Origin of the sequence: Anabaena sp. CA = ATCC 33047, assembly GCF_963870205.1 — a bacterium.
Taxonomy (GTDB): domain Bacteria; phylum Cyanobacteriota; class Cyanobacteriia; order Cyanobacteriales; family Nostocaceae; genus Trichormus.
This window is the reverse complement of sequence record NZ_CAWMSA010000086.1, coordinates 56456-73962: the sequence shown is the minus strand read 5'-3', so window position 1 is coordinate 73962 and position 17507 is coordinate 56456. Positions and strand designations below refer to the sequence as shown.

Genomic DNA, 17507 nt, shown 5'->3' with positions numbered 1-17507 from the left:
GTTGTTAGTTAATTAATATTTTTCAAAATTGTTTCTAAAATCGTATCGGCCAGGAGCAAGGATATTATTAGGATCTAGTTGCTGTTTCAATTGGCTAATTAATTGATTATAATCATCTGCTGGCGAGGGGAGAGAATTCATTGATTGAATCCCTAACCGATAAGGAATATATCCTGATTGCAATAAGAATTGTAAAATTTGATTGTGGCATGACATTGCTCGATCATCTTCTTCAGGTTGCTCGCGATCATACATGATAGCGATAAACATTTTGACACTTCTACTTGTTGAACAACTGATGGCAATGTTTGGCTCAAATCCAAAGGATTTAATTGTTGATTCAATTGTTTTTAAGGCGGCAACAATTTGCTGTCCATCAAAAGGAAATAATGGACAAAGCCAATGTACACCACAAGCATCTCTATCAGGATCGATATTGTTAGGTATTTTGATTTTCTTGCGCCAATAAGTGCTTTTGACATTTAAATTACTGGGAACCCCAATACTTAAATTTAATAGTTCATTACTAGCATCGTGTCCTCTAAAAGTTACTGGAGCTACTTTTCCGGCGAATGCTTCTTCAATTATCTGCTGTAATGCGAATGCTTGTTCGCGACTGGCGCAATATAAATCTCCACTTCCTATCCAAGGTTCAACACCTTTTAATTCTTTCAGAGAAAAAGGGGTTTTTCCTCCTAAAAGTTGCCAAGGATATCGCCCTTCTCTGGCTAAAACTTTGTAGCAATTCCAAAGATTAAAACAGTTTTCCTGAATTGTACCTTGCAGCATTAATTGCTGAATGATATCGAGGACTTTCTCTAAAGAATCATCATCTTTAACGACACAATTAAAAGATTGATAATATTTGGGTAGGGGTGTTAACCAAACTGTCATTTGGGTGACTATGCCCCAATTAGATTGGGCAAATATACCATCTAGGGAAGGCCCTACTCCCCAACGACTCACAGGTGTAGTTTTGGCATGAGCAAAACGTCCAAATCCAGTATGAATCAGTTCTCCTGTGGGTAAAACTACTTCAAAACCGCAAACATAACTGGCGCGATCGCCATTCGGCCCAATACCATCTCCTCTTTCCAAGGCATTTCCGATTAAGCTAGCATGGGGAGAACCGCCAATTACAGATATAAATAAGTTGGACTGAATATCGCGCAAATATTCAAATACCTGTTGAAAGGTAACTCCTGGTTCTACAGTGATGTAAGCCAGCTTTTCGTTATATTCAATAATGCGATTTAACCTGCTCAAATCCATCACTACACAGTTATCTTGAACGGGAACTCGTGAACCCAAGCCCCAATTTTTACCCCGGCTAATAGGATAAATAGGTGTGTGATATTGATTGGCAATTTTGACGCATTCTTGAACTTCGGCGCGATCGCCTGGTCGAATAATCGCCAACACTCGCTGTTTAGTAGCAAAAGTTGCTGTCTGCACAGCAGCAATATTTGCTTCGTCTGTGAAAACATTCTCTTTTGTGAGGATTTCTTGCCAAGCTTTCAGTACATCCATCTTTTGTTCTTATGTTAACGTTAGGCAATCGCCTGGGTGCTATGATTAGGGGTTTGAAATTACCGACAGGATGGCCTGACTAATTGAATTAGTAGGGTTTTACCAACCTCTAAACCTGGGCGACCACCAGTTAATCACCATACCGCCAGCGACAGTTTCCAAGACTGCCTCTGATAGTTCACCTTCTTCGCTATCATCAAAATTAATGCCATGTTCCAAGAGAAAAGCTTGGACATCTTCTTCAGTAAACTGATAGCCTTTTTCCGCACCAATGTTTACCACTTCTGCTAATCCGCCCGCCTGTTCTAGTTGCTGTTGCAAGGTTTTATCTTGACTAGCGGATTGCATCATTTGTGCGATCGCTTGTTTCGACATTGTAAAATTACCTCAATCATATTGAACAAAATTACCAACCACGAAGGTTAATTCTCACGTTATCCGTCCATTTTCCGTCCCAAAAAGAGCCACCAGCCACAGCATCAAGCATTTCCTCTGATAGTTCTTCCCCCTGACCGTCTACGATGTCTATGATATTAATACCGCGTTCAGTCATAAAAGCTTGTACATCTTTTTCAGTAAACTGATATCCTTTTTCCGCCCCAATTTGAACGACTTCTGCAAACCCTTGTGCAGCTTCGAGCTTTTTTTGCAAAGCTAAATCTTCTCCAGCAGTTTCTATCATGCGTGCAACAGATTCTTTAGACATTTGATTTGTCCTGGTTTTCAATAAATAGAGGAAGTTGAGCAGATTACCTACAAAAGAACTGAAAAAATATTTTGCTACCACTGACGGATTGTAATTGGTGGGTTATTGCCATACCTAATTCTCAAATTCTGAAACCATCCACCAGCAACAGCATCAAGGATTTCTTCTGATAGTTCACCATCGGAACTTTCTTCAACAGGAATACCAAGCTCATTCAGAAAAGCTTGCACATCTTCTTGAGTAAACTGATAACATCTCTCAGCACCGATTTTAACAACTTCTGCAAACCCTTGTGCAATTTCCAGTTTATTTTGTAACGCTACATCTTGGCTAGCAGCTTGCATTAATTGCTCAACAACTTCTTTTGACATTAATATTATTCCTCAAAAAAATCAGATATTTTGGTTATTTTCCACACTAATGTTTAAGTTTTAAAGATTAATTAAAATTATTTAAATTAAAAAATAATCTGATTTTAATATAATCAAATATTAACAATAATCATAACCATGTTACAGAGTCATAGGCAATAAATAATAACTAAGTAAACAAGTTACTTTGATTTAAATGGTTCATTTTTACGATAGATAAGAGGAAGGGTATATTGAATGAAATTAACATATACCCTCTTCAAGTTGACTATTTGATTACTTACCTCGCAAGTAACAAACACCAACCAACTGAATTGAACTATAGCAAGTCATAATTTACCTGCTGTAGAACAGTGGAAACTACGATCTACCAACCAGAACCGCCACGAATTCTGACTCTCCAGTTATCAAACCAGCCACCAGCAACAGCTTCAAGGGCTTCTTCAGATAATTCTCCTTCTGGCCCTTCTATTAAGCCGCGTTCAGCTAGGAAAGCTTGTGCTTCTTCTTCAGTAAAATTAAAGCCATTTTCAGCACCGATTTTTACAGCTTCTGCATATCCATCAGCTTTTTCTAGTTGCTGTTGTAAAGCCGCATCTTCTTTAGCAGCTTCAAACATTTTTACAAGAGCTTCTTTAGACATTTTATTTCTCCTAGTAATTAGTTAATCAGATGGATGTTTTTGCTGAATCAAATCATCAAAAATCAGACATAATTCTTTTATAATCTAGATGTTCTAGCATCGCAATATAGATAAGTTCTTAAAAGTTCAGGATGTAAATACAATTTTTTTGTTGCAGTTAATAAAAGTTATGGAAAGTTCAGGTGGTTAATTTTGAAGGATGTTTATTAATAGATTTCGTAAACTTTTTTTAACATATATATTGCTTTGCAAAAAATACATTTAGAATGCGCTTATAGTGTTGATTAACTAAAATAACACCAAGAAAATAAATAAAGAAATAATGAAACCTATCATATTTGAAGAGCATTCTGCTGTATTACCAGAGTGGAAGCGGCGCAGGATTCAAGGTAAAACTTTAATTTATTTAGATGCACATATAGACCTTCAGTTAGTCAGCCAGCAGCGAATTGCAGCATTGGAAAATTGCACAACGGCTGATGAATTGGCTAAATATGAGAAACCCCATCACATGTTGCCTGATCGCGGTTACAGCTATAGCATTGAAGATTTCTTATATCCGGCTTACCGCTTGGGCATGATTTCCCGTTTGATTTGGGTGAGTCCCCCTCAAAACGAAGAACAAAATCGAGAACAAAAAATTAAAGAAATTCTGGGCAAGTTGCAATCAATGGAAGGAGTGAGCCTGGAAGATTTATCAAGTTTTAAGCTAGTCGGTACTATCTTAGAAGGGAAACTGTTGGGATTGGATGTAGTTATTTGCGATTATCGTGATCTAACTCAATTGCAGCTGCCAGAAGACAGTTTAATTGATATCGATATCGACTATTTTATTGAATTACCTGCGGACGAACCTTGGATCGATCCGCAAGAGGTGTTTACTAGCTTGCAAAAGCTGCCTTTAACGTCGGATTTTGTCACCTTAACTCGTTCAGTCAGTAGTGGTTATACACCATTGCGTTATCGTTTTATTGCAGACTATCTGGCGGCTTTATGGGAAGGCGATCGCCAAAAGTCCAGTCATTACTCGCGCTTATTCGATTTGGACAAAAAATTGCGAGATGGAGAAGCTGAGGTTGTTGTCGCCGGTTGTCTTGAGGAATTACAACAATTCTCAGACTGCGCTACAACTTACTACCTACTGAGCCTAGCGGAATCCAATCATGAACTAGCCCAAGATTATCACAAGCAAGCGGCTAGTTTAGATGTTAATTATCGTTACAGTGTCTTGCGTTCTATTAGTGAATTAGCCAGTCGTGACTTAAAATTTGAGCGGCAGAACTTGGAAGAATTAGAACAGCAACTAGAAGTAAGCGGAGTGAATCAACAAGAGTTGGCGATCGCTCACTTTACATTAGGGCTGTTGTATAGCAAATTGGGGGATTTTCGCCAGGTATTCAAGCACCATCAAATTTACAAGAAAATCAGCACTCGCCACCCCCAACTCAACTTCAGGCTAGGCAATTTGCTACTGCAAGCAGGATATCCCCAACGTGCAGCCAGTTTTCTTCATGCTGCATTACAAGATGAGATGACAGCCTGTGGAGCGCATTCATTACTCGGCAGAATCTACGCCAAACAGGGCGATTTAAAACAGGCGTGCCAGCATTTTTTGAAAGTCAGCGAACTGATGCCAGCATTTAGTCCGCCTGTGAACGTACTCGCCAAAATTTACCACCAGATGGGAGACGAATCAAACTCTCAAGCAATGTATAAAAAATATCAACGCATTCAGTTGGCTACTGCAATATTAGTTCAAAAATTAGAAAATTAATTCTACTGTTTAAGAAGATGGAAATTCATGTTATTGGACACGCTTCTATTTTCGTCAACACCCAAGATTGTCGAATCTTAATGGATCCAGTTCTCTGGAACCCACACCAAGAAGGCTTATTTGATATTTGTCCCGAAAGAGAAGTAATTCATGAGAACATTCCCGAATTTGATCTACTAATTATTTCCCATCAACATTTAGATCACTTTCATATTCGCTCTCTCGCTTATTTACCCAAAAATGTTGATGTGCTAATTCCCGAAGACAAGTTGATAGAAGACTGTCTGCGTCAATTAGGATATTCCTATATTTATACTTTAAAAGATTTTAATAAAGTAAAATTTGGTGCTACAAGTTTGTTAACCACTCGTTCAGAAAACCGAGTGCCTGAATACGGTGTGATTTTTGCTGACGAATCGGGAGTTTTTTGGAATCAAGTGGATACAATCGTTAGCTTGAATACTATTCGTTTGATTAAATCTCGCTATGAAAAGATAGATTTTCTCTTAGCCATGTGGCAACCCATGCTAGAGATGAACTATCAACTGAACATGAGTTTAAATTTTCCCTATTCAATCTATAGCAAGGTTCTAGAGACTATTAGTACAATTCAGCCGCAAGCAATTGCTCCTGGTTCTAATGCTTTTAGATGTAATGGGGATTCAGCTTGGCTGAATAAAATTTTATTTCCCGTTACGAGAGAACGTTTTTGTGAGGATATAAAAATTGTTTGTCCAGAAATAGGTGACAATATATTTACCTTAGACCCTGGGGATGTTTTAAGTTTTGAACACGGTGAATTTAATCATTTAAAAGGTGAATGCAAATTTGTCAAAAAAATTTCTGATCATCGAGAAGATTTAGATTTTGCACCCGTTCGAGTCGGGAATCAAATGATAGATAGCAATCCCGACAACTATCATCTTGATGAGATGAAGCAGGCAATTGAGCAGGAAATTAGTGTTAACCTAGCGGAATTGATCACTAAAAATCGAAATTTTCTGTTTATAGAGCATTGTCGATGGCAAGTGATTTATCAATTGGAAATAGTCTTTCCCGACGGCTCAAAGATTTGGAATTTTGATTTTTCAGAAACCAATATTCAAGCTCAAGCAGGTAGAAATCCTTTGGCAAATCTCTTTACTTATATGACAGCCTCCAGTCTTTATGGAATTTTGCAAGGATTCAAAGGTTGGGATTATGCTAATCTTGGCGGTCATTATCGCAGGTTTCAAAAAATCTACTTACCAACTCCTCAAGGAATCATCAAACCAGACGAAGAACTAATTTCTGATCCGCTTGGGTTTAGATTTCCTTACCGTGAGGTATTGAAGAAGGTGTTAAATCATGAAATCGCTCAATGGCATCATGGAAATGACAACAGAGAACAACCCAGCGAAACCAGAAAACTAATGATGCGGATGGGCAATACCCTTTTCAAACTAGATAAGTAATTCTCTAGGACTAACCCAAGTCCAGTAGGGTGTGTTAGCGCACAGTACGGCATCAAATCAACAAACCTACTCATTCTCATCGACTGCGCCTAAAAATTTTAAGGCTTCTCGTTGTACATCTATTAAACCTTTTGCTCCTTTGATGCACATTCCTTCATAGGGTCGTTTTGTTCTCAACATCTCTAGGCATTTTCCTGTATGAATATCCCACAGTTGGATAGTTTCATCTTGACCGCCACTTACTAAAATCTCGCCATCGGGACTAAACGCCACAGACCACACCCAACTTTTATGTGCTGGGATGGTTTGCTGACATTTACCTGTATTGATATTCCAAAACTTCACGGTCTGGTCGCAACTACCACTGGCTAGAATTTCTCCATTGGGACTGAATGCTACTGACTGTACCCAACTGGTGTGTCCCTGTAAGGTTTTTAAACATTCTCCTGTGGCGACATCCCACAGACGAATAGTACAATCACAACTGGCACTGGCTAAAAGTTTGCCATCAGGACTAAAACAGATTCCTTGCACCCAGCTAGTATGTCCTACCAGTGTGTTAATACATTGACCTGTGGCAACATCCCAGATTTTAATGGTTTTGTCTTCAGAAGCACTAGCTAAGGTGACTCCATCGGGACTAAATTGCACAGACCATAACCAACCCTCGTGTCCGTGGAGAGTTTTCAGGCAGTTTCCTGTAATCATATCCCATAATTTAACAGTGTAGTCGCCGCCGCAACTGGCTAACACCAATCCATCAGGACTAAACGCCACTGAACCAATCCAACGGGTGTGTCCCTGCAATGTTTTCAGGCATTGACCTGTAGTGACATCCCAAAGCTTGACACTATAATCACTGCTGCCACTGGCAAGATGTTTGCCATCGGGACTAAAGACAACAGAACAAACCCATCCCCGATGTCCTTCTAAGACGATTGAACTCAAAGGAGTGTTGACAGCATCAGCCTTTTCTAGATTCCATAATCGGACGGTTTTATCTTCACTCCCACTAGCTAGGGTTTTGCCATCGGGACTAAAGGCGACTGATTGAATCCAACTACCGTAACCTTGCCAGATATCGATGCAGCTACCTGTGCTGACTTCCCACAGTCGCACTGAGCGATCTTCGCCGCCAGTTGCTAACATTGTGCCATCGGGAGTAAAAGCGACTGAGGTTAAAAGACTGTTGTGGCCGTGTAGGGTTTTTAGGCATTGTCCGTCAGCAACACTCCAAAGTCTCACGGTGCGATCGCCACTACCACTAGCTATGAGTTTACCATCGGGACTAAAGGCGACTGACCGCAATCTTTGGGTATGTCCGGTTAATGTCCGCACACATTTGCCAGTGCTGGTTTCCCAAATTTTCAGGGTGCGATCGCCACTCCCACTAGCTATCAACTTACCATCGGGACTAAAGGCTAATGTCCGCACCCAACGCTCATGTGCTGATAGTGTGTGGTAACATTCACCTGTATTTACATCCCATAGTTTAATACTCCTATCTTCACTCCCACTCGCAATCATGCTGCCATCAGGGGAGAAAGCAACAGACCAAACATAACTGTTATGTCCTGAAAACACTTTGAGACATTCACCAGTGTTAACATCCCAGAGTCTGATTGTTGCGTCGCTGCCGCCACTGGCTATCAGTTTACCATTGGGACTAAAGGCGATGGAACGCACTCGCTGATGATGGCCTGTAAGCGTTTTCAAGCAGCTGCCATCCCACACATCCCATAATTTAATCGTATGGTCGCTGCTAGCACTACAAAGCGTTTTTCCATCAGGACTAAACGCAATTGAATGTACCCAACCTGCATGACCTTGACAATTGAGAATTGGTTGACCGTCTGTAATTTGCCATAAGTAAATTTCCCCGTTCACATCTCCAGTGGCTAGTAATCTGCCATCAGGACTAAAGGCTATAGATAAAATACTGGCTAACTGTTTTGCAAATACTGACTGACTCAGATCAGCATCGGTAAAATTGACATTTTGTAAGTTCGTATGTTGTAAACAGCCAGACCAGATTGTTAAATTTGAGAAGTCATAGCCTGATAGCTCAACTTGCATCTGACATAAGATATTAATAATATTTCCAGCCGCATAACCCGGCTCTAATGTCGGGTCATTTTTGAGTTTATTAATAATATTTTGGAATTGCAACTCGATTTTTTCTTTACTTTTATAGCAAGTTAACAGCTTATCTAATAAAGGTTTAATAATCTGCTTAATCTGAGCTTGTTTGAGATATTCTTTAGACCTTGACTTCAGTAAAGGGTATTGATTTAATAAAAATATTTTTTCGTTTTGAATTTCTGCAAAAATTTCATCAATTAGTTTGTTGCATAAATATTCTCTCACAACAGGTTGTAAAAAGAAATTTGTGTTCTTTTTTTCTAAAAAAGACCGATGCAAAAGCGATTGAATAGTTTCAATAATTATTCCATCTGATATATTCGCAAATATTCCCGACCTCAAATCTGATTGATCAATAGGCTCCTGTTCAATAATTAACCAGTACAAAAAGCTTTTTTCTGACAATGGTAGTCGATTAAATTGCTCCTCTAAAACTTTATTAATTTCTCCAAAAATTAATGATTTATTTCTAATAAACTCCGAAATATTTCCATTAAATAAATCTGCTGCTATTGCCGAAACAATTTTTAACGCTAAAGGATTGCCTCCATAGTTTTCGATTAAAAATTGGTAAGATTCTTCAGATTCTAAAAATCCGTCTCTTAATTGCAAGAGTTTTCTCGCAGCTTGGAAATTTAATCCTCCTAATTTTAAAGAACGAACCGGTAAGGTTTCTCCTTTCATTAAGGCTATTTCTTTAGGTTTTTCTCTGGTAGTCAGGAGTAAGCAACTTTTATGATGACATTCTCCTATACGTTTAAAAAATGTTCTATACTCCTCATAGCCTTCTTGATATTGACCTGCTAATACACCACTTTTTAAAATTGTTTCCGCATTATCTAAGATGAGCAAACATCTTTTTGTTTTCAGAATATGAATCAGATAAGACATTTGTGCCTCAAATCTGATGGGTAAATTATTTTCCTCTCCTTGAGTCAAAAATTGCAGGAGATTGATTACCAATTGTTGTAAAGGAGGGGCTTGCAGAAGCGATCGCCAAATCACATATTCAAAATGTTGCTGAATTTGTTCGGCTAACTTGACGCTGAGATGGGTTTTGCCAATTCCTCCCATTCCCAGCAATACCACCAAACGACAGCCATCGTTGACTATCCATTGTTCTAGGGTAGCCAGTTCTTCAGTCCGATTATAGAACACAGAAACATCAGGTGCATCTCCCCAGTCTTGGTATCTTGTCGTCTCCCTGACTGGGATGTTAATTATATCTGGCGATCGCCAAGCGTCTGGCGTTGCCATCACCTGATCACTAACATTTGTCTGGGCGACATTTTCCCCAACAACTGAAGTTGCACTAGCCTGATACCATTGTCTCTCTAAAGCCGAGCGAAAATTAGTTTTACTAACTTTTTCACCGCACACCTCCGACAGCAACTGCCATAACTTAGGGCCAATATCTTGCTTAAGGTAATTTACTGAATAACCATAGGTTTCGGCAATGTCACTGTAGCGTAGATGTGGTTCTGACCAAAACGCATGCAGAAGCAGCCTTTGCAAATCACTCAGATGCTTACCTTTTTTCTGGAATATGAAAGTGTCAACAAAGGCTAAGGCTTCTTGAACGTCCATAAATTATAGATTTATATTAAATACAATCAGAACAAAAGAAATATGAAAAGTTTTGATTTAATTGATCAGTTCTATCGTCAACTACAGAGTTTCTCAACCTGTTTGACTAACATCATTTATGGCTGGGTATGAATTTGACGTTACTTTAACTTTTCTCCTTAATCGTGAACAATTTGCCTCAAAATCTATTTTTGGCTGTTTATCTCTACCCACATCTGGCACCTGTTCCTTGATGATAATTTTTGTCGGGTGGGCATTGCTTGTAACTTGCTGAAAGCCTTAGTTTTATATTGTTGGCAATGCCCACCACCCTGTCAGCGCAATCAAGCAACTACTGCAAGATGTAAATAGAGGAGTGTATCCAGTTTTCAGGCAGTCCGCAGAACAGTGAATTTCCCCCATAAGCTATTCTCCAGAATACTTTCCCGATTTAAACTTACTGGCATTTTCTTCCGGCTATTTCAGAATTTATAGCAGGAGGCAAAAGATAGGAGGCAGCTATGCTGGAGGTAAAATCTTACTATTCCTAGCATTCACGCTTTCAAAATTTCCTAACTTATCCGACTACAGCTATAAGTGTTTTTGATAATAGAAATCAGCCGTAATGCAGCAGATGATTTTGGTACGTTACGCTTTGTTTTAACGCACCCGAAAAATTAATATTTGCTTGATCACGCATCTCTCAAAAAGAGAGATTAGCATGAGTTAATGTCAATTTGGATTGTTTTAATTAAATTTTTAGACTAATTTAGCTTTAATTATACTAAAACTTTGCCGAAACCTATATTGATGAATAAAAACTGTAATAATCTGACTACAGCCCTGCCGAGCAAAAAAAGTTAATTTTTGTAATCAACATCTTTTGTCACTTTTGCCAGAAAATCAACTCAAATCCTTATTTTTACGGTTTGATTGCCAAAAAAGTTAAATCCAAAATTCAGAAGAGGATGATTAAATTTTTGATGCCTTCTAAGTTGGAGAAGATACAGCAGATTTGGGGTCAATCAGGTACAAATTTTAGGAACAAAGCTTTATACTAAGAGAGTTTCAAACCTTTTCCCTGTTAAGAGTTCCCTATTCCCTGCTGTATTTCTAAAGAAATGTAAAGGTAAAAATTTCTGATATGAAAGATTGATCATTAGGTTCTGCACAGATGCGCTCATCACTGTAACTCAAGAGATGAACATGATATCAGATATCAGCTTCCCACCGGTGCGGCGACGCACTGGTAAAATCAGCAAGAAGCCAGCCAAAACCCCAGTATTGATAACTGGGGGTTTAGCTTTTCATCTGTGAAAAAAATAAACTGAGGTGAGATGTTAATTACAAAGGACGATAAACCCGATAGTTAATATTGGGGAAAATATTATCCATTAATTCCACTTTTTCTAGCCAACCGCTATCAATCTTGCCGATTTTTATATCTTCATAAAGTTTATTAAATCGCATGATGTGCGATCGCGTCCGTCGTACTGCATAGGGAACCATAGTCCCTGTCCGCATAATAAACGCCCAGTCAGAAGATTGAGCCAACAGCAATTCACGCGCCGCTTGATTGAGTGCTTTCCAGGATAATTCATCCTCCGGTTCTAAACGAGAGATTTCAATCATCCGTTCCGCAGTTTTGTGCAGATGTGGGTAAATCCAGGCATTGGTATCATTTAACCAATACTCATGAAAACCCTTATAACCCCAACTTGACTGAGAAGGACGACAGACTTGCTGAGTCGGTTCAGCCCGTAAATAATCTGCCAAGTGAGTCATTGTATAAGTTCCTTGGTCATACCAAGACTTGCGGAAGAGATAATCAATAAACCAAGGCCCTTCATACCACCAATGCCCAAACAACTCAGCATCATAGGGCGAAACAATAATTGGCGGACGCTGCATAATGCCATAGAGATGCTCTACCTGACGTTCGCGGTTATACATAAAATTACCAGCGTGTTCTGCCGCCTTTTCTCTTGCCCAATAAGGGTCATAGAGTGCTTTATCGGATAAACCTAAGCCACGTCCAGTAATTTTGTGATACTTAATCCCCGTATTTTTACGTTGACCGTTGGGCATAATGTAGGGCTTGATGTACTCATATTCAGCTTCCCAGCCCAAATCTTTATAAAATTCCCGATATTCCGCCGCACCGGGATAGCCCACCTCAGAAGACCATACCTGTTGTGAAGATTCATGATCACGACCAAAAGCCGCAACACCAGTTTCAGTAAAAATTGGCGCGTAAGTACCAAAGCGGGGACGAGGACGAGCATAAAGAATACCATGTCCATCAGTCAGGAAGTAACGCAAACCCGCATCTGCCAGCATCCGTTCTAAACCTTCATAGTAGGCGCATTCTGGCAACCAAATACCTTTAGGGGGACGACCAAAAGTTTCTTCGTAATGTTCACAAGCTACCTGAATTTGCGCCCATACAGCTTGCGGATACATCTTCATCAATGGCAAATAGCCATGAGTGGCACCACAGGTGATAATTTCTAGATTGTTAGTATCTTGGAACTCTTTAAAAGCCGTTACTAAATCACCGTTGTAGCGTTCCCACATCTGACGCGCTTCATTAAACTCAGTGGCGTAGTGTTCGGCTAGGTAACGAATATGCCCATTGTGGACATTACGCTCGGCTTCCAGTTCTGCTAATTCTTCTAGTTTGGCTAAGTGAGTATCATAGCGTTCTTGTAACAAAGGGTCACGGAGCATCGACACTAGCGGTGGTGTCATACTCATGGTGATTTTAAAGTCGATGCCGTCTCGTTTTAAGCCTTCAAATACTTTTAGTAAGGGAATGTATGTTTCGGTAATAGCTTCATACAGCCATTCTTCTTCTAGTACATAATCACTTTCTGGGTGACGAACAAAAGGCAGATGTGCGTGGAGTACAAGCGCGACGTAGCCAATAGCCATAGTTTTTTGGGGTGATACTTGTAATTTGCAGGTCAAGGGGTTTGGGGGAAATTAACAATATTTTAAGACCTTCTGGGGATCGTGACGTTGCTTCGCTCTGAATTCAAAATTCTCTCATTCAAAATTTAGAAAGATAGATATAAAAAAAGGCAAAAGAATTGATTCTTTTGCCTTTGCAATTTTCACTTTGACTTTTCGATATTACTCATCATCGAAATCGTCTTCGTCATCTTCCTCGTAGTCGTCAACTTCGTCTTCCTCTTCCTCTTCGTCTACGAGGTCATGAATTTCATCTGCAATCAAATCATCATCCTCATCGAGAATTGACCGCCGATTACCAAATCCACCGTCTCCCAAAGAAGGAACATCTAAATTATAGGCGCGAGCTGTGCGGTCATCTAGCACCATATCCAGTGGGTCATCGGTTTCATCTAAGACACTGCTGGTATCCAGAGTTGAATAGTCTTCGATCATACCGGGTTCATCATAGGTGTTGTAACCAGTACCCGCCGGAATCAAACGTCCGATAATTACGTTTTCTTTTAAGCCACGCAACCAGTCAGATTTACCTTCAATGGCTGCTTCGGTGAGAACCCGTGTGGTTTCTTGGAAGGATGCCGCAGAAATAAAGCTATCGGTGTTCAAGGATGCTTTGGTAATCCCTAACAATACTGGGGTGTATTGCGCTCTAGCACCGCCAGTAATCGCCATAGCTTCATTTACTTGCTCAACTTGGCGTAATTCCACCAACTCACCGGGAAGCATAGTGGTGTCACCACCATCATCAATCCGCACTTTGTTGGTCATTTGGCGGACAATCACTTCGATGTGTTTGTCAGCGATGTCAATCCCTTGGGATTGATAAACCATCTGGACTTCATTCACCAAGAATGTCTGTACTTTTTGCAAGGCGTGGCTGGCACAGGCATAAACACCTTCGTCTGAACCCAAACTGAAGAAAGTTTCTAAAATTTCGTGAGGATTAGAAGGGCCATCTGTTAGTGGTTGCCCTGCTGATACATGAGAACCATCAGGTACGATCAGGTTTTGACCAGGGCCAAGTGCGTAGTCGGTGACTACACCATTTGACTCTATGACTTTGACAGCGATCGCTTCATCACCATCACCGTAAACCACCTTCACTTCCCCGCCCCGTTTTGCCAAAATACAGGCTTCTTTAGGTTTGCGGGCTTCTAGCAGTTCTTCAATCCGAGGCAAACCTTGAATGATGTCTCCAGTTTTTGCCCGTTCAAACACCAGCAACACTAAGTTATCGCCCCGTTGTACCAAATCGCCGTCTTCTACCTGTAACACCGCCCCAGGGCTAACTCGGTAAGGACGACCAGCCCGGATAGTAACTGCATAGTTTTGGGTGCTCAGTGCTGATTCACTGGCAGCAGATTCAACATTAGCATTTTTCACTGACACCACTTGCCCAGATTCTTCAGCGAAGACACCAGGGGCAATTTCTGCACCTGCTACGATCAAGTTACCTGCTTTGACTGTGGGTTGGCCGTTAACATTCAGCGTTGCCATGTCAGTGCGGCGCAGCACTAAACAGCGACGCACCGCTTCGGTTCCTTTTTGCAGACCGCGCACAATCCCACCTTCTTTAGATAAGATTTGGGTACGCGCCACCACTGCACCAGGAGCGATCGTGTCTCCCTCTTTCACTTCTAAAGCTGTCTGGGTACTGCCTTGAGTCGCATCAGCAGCAATATCGCGCCGAATGATTAAAGATTCCAGAATTACCAGTTGTAAACGTTGAATTTCTGGATTCTCCGCATCCGCTACTAATTCAATATCTGCGGCTAACGGAGAAGCATTATGTTCTTGTTCGCCTTCCTGCTCAATTTCCAAGACTAATTGGGTGCGTAGCAGTTCCACACCTTCCACAGACTTGACACGTTCAGAGTCTTTATAAGGCAATCGCTGTACTGCCCGCATCTGAATAGAACGTCCGGTCTGTTGGCTCACAGATGTAGTCGATGGCACATCTGGATGCTCAGGGACGGCAAACTCTACCACGGGACGGCTTAACAATGCTGGGCCTTCTGGGGACTCCACATACTGGATGTAGCGCAGTTCATTAAAGACTCGCCCTAACAATTCCTCACCTGCGGGGAGAAATGTGTCATCTCGTCCCATCACTGCTTCTGGATCGTCTACCATTAGCAGTTCACCAGGCTTAATTACGACTTCTCGCAGAATATCGTTTTTCTGGGTGACTTCAACTACACCATTGTTTTGACAGAATATGTCTTTAACGACTTCAGTACCAGCTTCGACATACTGACCATCTTCTACCAACAGCAAGGAGATGTCTTTGTTAACTTCGTGGGTTTCTTCGGGAATCCACAACAGTGTACCTCCCTGTACCACTTCATAACCCAGTTTGGCTTTACCTTTCTTCTGGACTTCTACGCCAGCAAACTTCAGTAATCCACCTGTGGTAGTGCGATAGCGGTCATCAATCAACTCCGCTACTACTTGACCATTCTGCACTTTTGTGCCTGGTGTAGCCCGCAAGTTAAATACTTGGTTATTACCTGTGGTGACTAGGTAGTTGTTGCGCCCTTGGGAACTTTGAACGGTGACGGTGGCTTGGTCTAAAATTACAGAAGCCGTAATAATTTCAATTTCCCTGGTACTCTTACCTGGGGTAGCTTCTGGTAAACGCACTACACCACCGTGTAAGGTGGTTAATTTGGTTTCTGCCAATACGCCGTTAGTTGCTACTGAGTCGCCGTTATTGACTACTAATTCTGCTCCTGGTGGCAAGTTGTAAACTTCCCCAGACAAAATCCAAATCAAACCACCCCGTGCGGCGGTAGTGGTGGTGTTACCTTGACGGTCGGTTTTTTGTTCGGGGACTACTTCCGCAAACTTGACTTCGCCAGCTAAGTCAGAAGCCACATCTTTGACGGCTTTTTCTGTGTTGGCGCGGGTAGTACGACCACCCAGGGCGACCTCTGCCAATAACTGACCAATTTTTACCTGCTGCCCATCAAATATATAGAGTGTGGAACCTTGGGTAACTTGGATTTCTTGGTTAACTGGTGTTTCTGCACCATCTTTCTGTGGTTCTAAAATCAGAGTCCCATTGGTTTCCACATACAAGGCATCTTCCCCGTGACGGGTACGATAGGGTCTTGTCCGCAATTTGCGGGGGATTTTCACCGTCCCATCAATTTTAGAACGCACTTGTTGAGCTACTTCCCCGGTGAACACACCACCGGTGTGGAATGTCCGCATGGTTAGCTGGGTGCCTGGTTCGCCAATACTTTGGGCGGCGATGATACCGACGGCTTCGCCTAAGTCTACCATTTTGGCGTGTGCCAAACTCCAGCCGTAGCAGTGTTGGCAAACGGAACGGGCGGCTTCACAGGTGAGAGGCGATCGCACTACAACTTCTTTTACCCCAGCTTTCTCTATCTCCTTAGCTAAGTCATCAGAAATTGGGGTATTACGTGGTGCAATCACTTCCTTGGTAGTTGGATGTATGACATCTTCACCCACTACCCGTCCTAGCAAGCGTGTAGACAACTTGATCAGGGTTTTACTACCTTCGGTCATCGCCCGCAGAGGAATGCCTCTAGTAGTACCACAATCAATTTCCCGAATGATCACATCCTGGGAAACGTCCACCAAACGACGGGTAAGATAACCAGAGTCGGCGGTACGTAACGCCGTATCTACCAACCCTTTCCGCGCACCGTAAGAAGAAATAATATATTCCGTTACCGTCAGACCTTCCCGGAAGTTAGTTTTGATAGGTAAGTCAATAATTTCCCCTTGCGGATCTGCCATCAGTCCCCGCATCCCCACCAACTGACGCACCTGAGAGATATTACCCCGCGCCCCAGAAAACGCCATCATGTATACAGAATTGAGGGGGTTTGTCTGTTTAAAGTGGGTAACTACCTCATCTTTTAACGCTTCACTCGTACCGTTCCAAGTATCAATTACCTTTTGGAAACGTTCTACTTCAGTAATTTCACCCCGTTGGTAACGGGCTTCTGTAGCGCGAATTTCCTCTTCTGCTGCGTCCAAAAGACTCCGCTTAGTTGGTGGCACCATCAAGTCATCAACACTGATAGAAACCCCAGCTCTGGTAGCATAGCGAAAGCCTAAATCCTTCAACTTATCCGCCATTACAGCAGTTCGCGCTGTCCCGTAATGAGTGAACGCCCAAGCGATCAAATTTCTCAGTTGACCTTTGTCAACGACGCGATTGCGAAAAATCATCTTTTCGTTAGTCATTAGTCTTTAGTCCTTAGTCATTGGGGATTGGGTATTGGGTATTGGGGACTGGGGACTGGGGACTGGGGCAGAAGGCAGAAGATTCTTCCTTGTCTTCCTTGTCTTCCTTGTCTTCCTTGTCTCC

10 protein-coding genes are annotated in these 17507 nt (G+C 41.5%); 2 read left to right on the top strand and 8 right to left on the bottom strand.

Translation table 11 applies throughout. The features are described from left to right. Positions 1-12 precede the first annotated feature (12 nt). The 5 genes from AACS98_RS23070 to AACS98_RS23050 all read right to left on the bottom strand — a co-directional run bounded on the left by AACS98_RS23070 (position 13) and on the right by AACS98_RS23050 (position 3250). Positions 13-1530 carry an FAD-binding oxidoreductase gene (locus AACS98_RS23070; protein ID WP_066384612.1) on the bottom strand — a complete coding sequence of 506 codons (1518 nt, stop codon included), beginning with the start codon at positions 1528-1530 and terminating at the stop codon, positions 13-15. A gap of 99 nt (positions 1531-1629) precedes the next feature. Then, positions 1630-1905: a Nif11-like leader peptide family natural product precursor gene (locus tag AACS98_RS23065; RefSeq protein WP_066384610.1), complete on the bottom strand. Its 276-nt coding sequence runs from the start codon at positions 1903-1905 to the stop codon at positions 1630-1632. 31 nt (positions 1906-1936) lie between these two features. Next, positions 1937-2236, bottom strand: coding sequence for a Nif11-like leader peptide family natural product precursor (locus tag AACS98_RS23060; RefSeq protein WP_156481566.1), 300 nt, complete (start codon positions 2234-2236; stop codon positions 1937-1939). Between the two features lie 74 nt (positions 2237-2310). Continuing rightward, positions 2311-2607: a Nif11-like leader peptide family natural product precursor gene (locus AACS98_RS23055; protein ID WP_066384606.1), complete on the bottom strand. Its 297-nt coding sequence runs from the start codon at positions 2605-2607 to the stop codon at positions 2311-2313. A gap of 367 nt (positions 2608-2974) precedes the next feature. After that, positions 2975-3250 (bottom strand): Nif11-like leader peptide family natural product precursor, encoded by a 276-nt coding sequence (locus AACS98_RS23050; RefSeq protein WP_066384604.1) that lies wholly within the window; start codon positions 3248-3250, stop codon positions 2975-2977. Between the two features lie 322 nt (positions 3251-3572). Here AACS98_RS23050 and AACS98_RS23045 point away from each other — a divergent pair, with 322 nt between their 5' ends. Both AACS98_RS23045 and AACS98_RS23040 read left to right on the top strand, forming a co-directional pair. Continuing rightward, the gene (locus AACS98_RS23045) at positions 3573-5024 is read left to right on the top strand and encodes a UPF0489 family protein (protein WP_066384601.1); all 1452 of its coding nucleotides are present in this window, start codon (positions 3573-3575) and stop codon (positions 5022-5024) included. A gap of 17 nt (positions 5025-5041) precedes the next feature. Next, a complete protein-coding gene (locus AACS98_RS23040) occupies positions 5042-6478 on the top strand; it encodes an MBL fold metallo-hydrolase (protein WP_066384599.1) in 1437 nt (478 codons plus the stop codon). A 66-nt stretch (positions 6479-6544) separates the two neighbouring features. Here AACS98_RS23040 and AACS98_RS23035 read toward each other — a convergent pair whose 3' ends face one another. The 3 genes from AACS98_RS23035 to AACS98_RS23025 all read right to left on the bottom strand — a co-directional run bounded on the left by AACS98_RS23035 (position 6545) and on the right by AACS98_RS23025 (position 17383). After that, entirely contained in the window at positions 6545-10207 is a 3663-nt protein-coding gene (locus AACS98_RS23035) for an NB-ARC domain-containing protein (RefSeq protein ID WP_066384597.1), read from the bottom strand. Between the two features lie 1323 nt (positions 10208-11530). After that, on the bottom strand, positions 11531-13120 hold the full coding sequence (locus AACS98_RS23030; RefSeq protein WP_066384595.1) for a glycoside hydrolase family 57 protein: 1590 nt from the start codon (positions 13118-13120) through the stop codon (positions 11531-11533). 201 nt (positions 13121-13321) lie between these two features. Next, a complete protein-coding gene (locus AACS98_RS23025) occupies positions 13322-17383 on the bottom strand; it encodes a DNA-directed RNA polymerase subunit beta'' (RefSeq protein ID WP_066384589.1) in 4062 nt (1353 codons plus the stop codon). Positions 17384-17507: the final 124 nt, after the last annotated feature.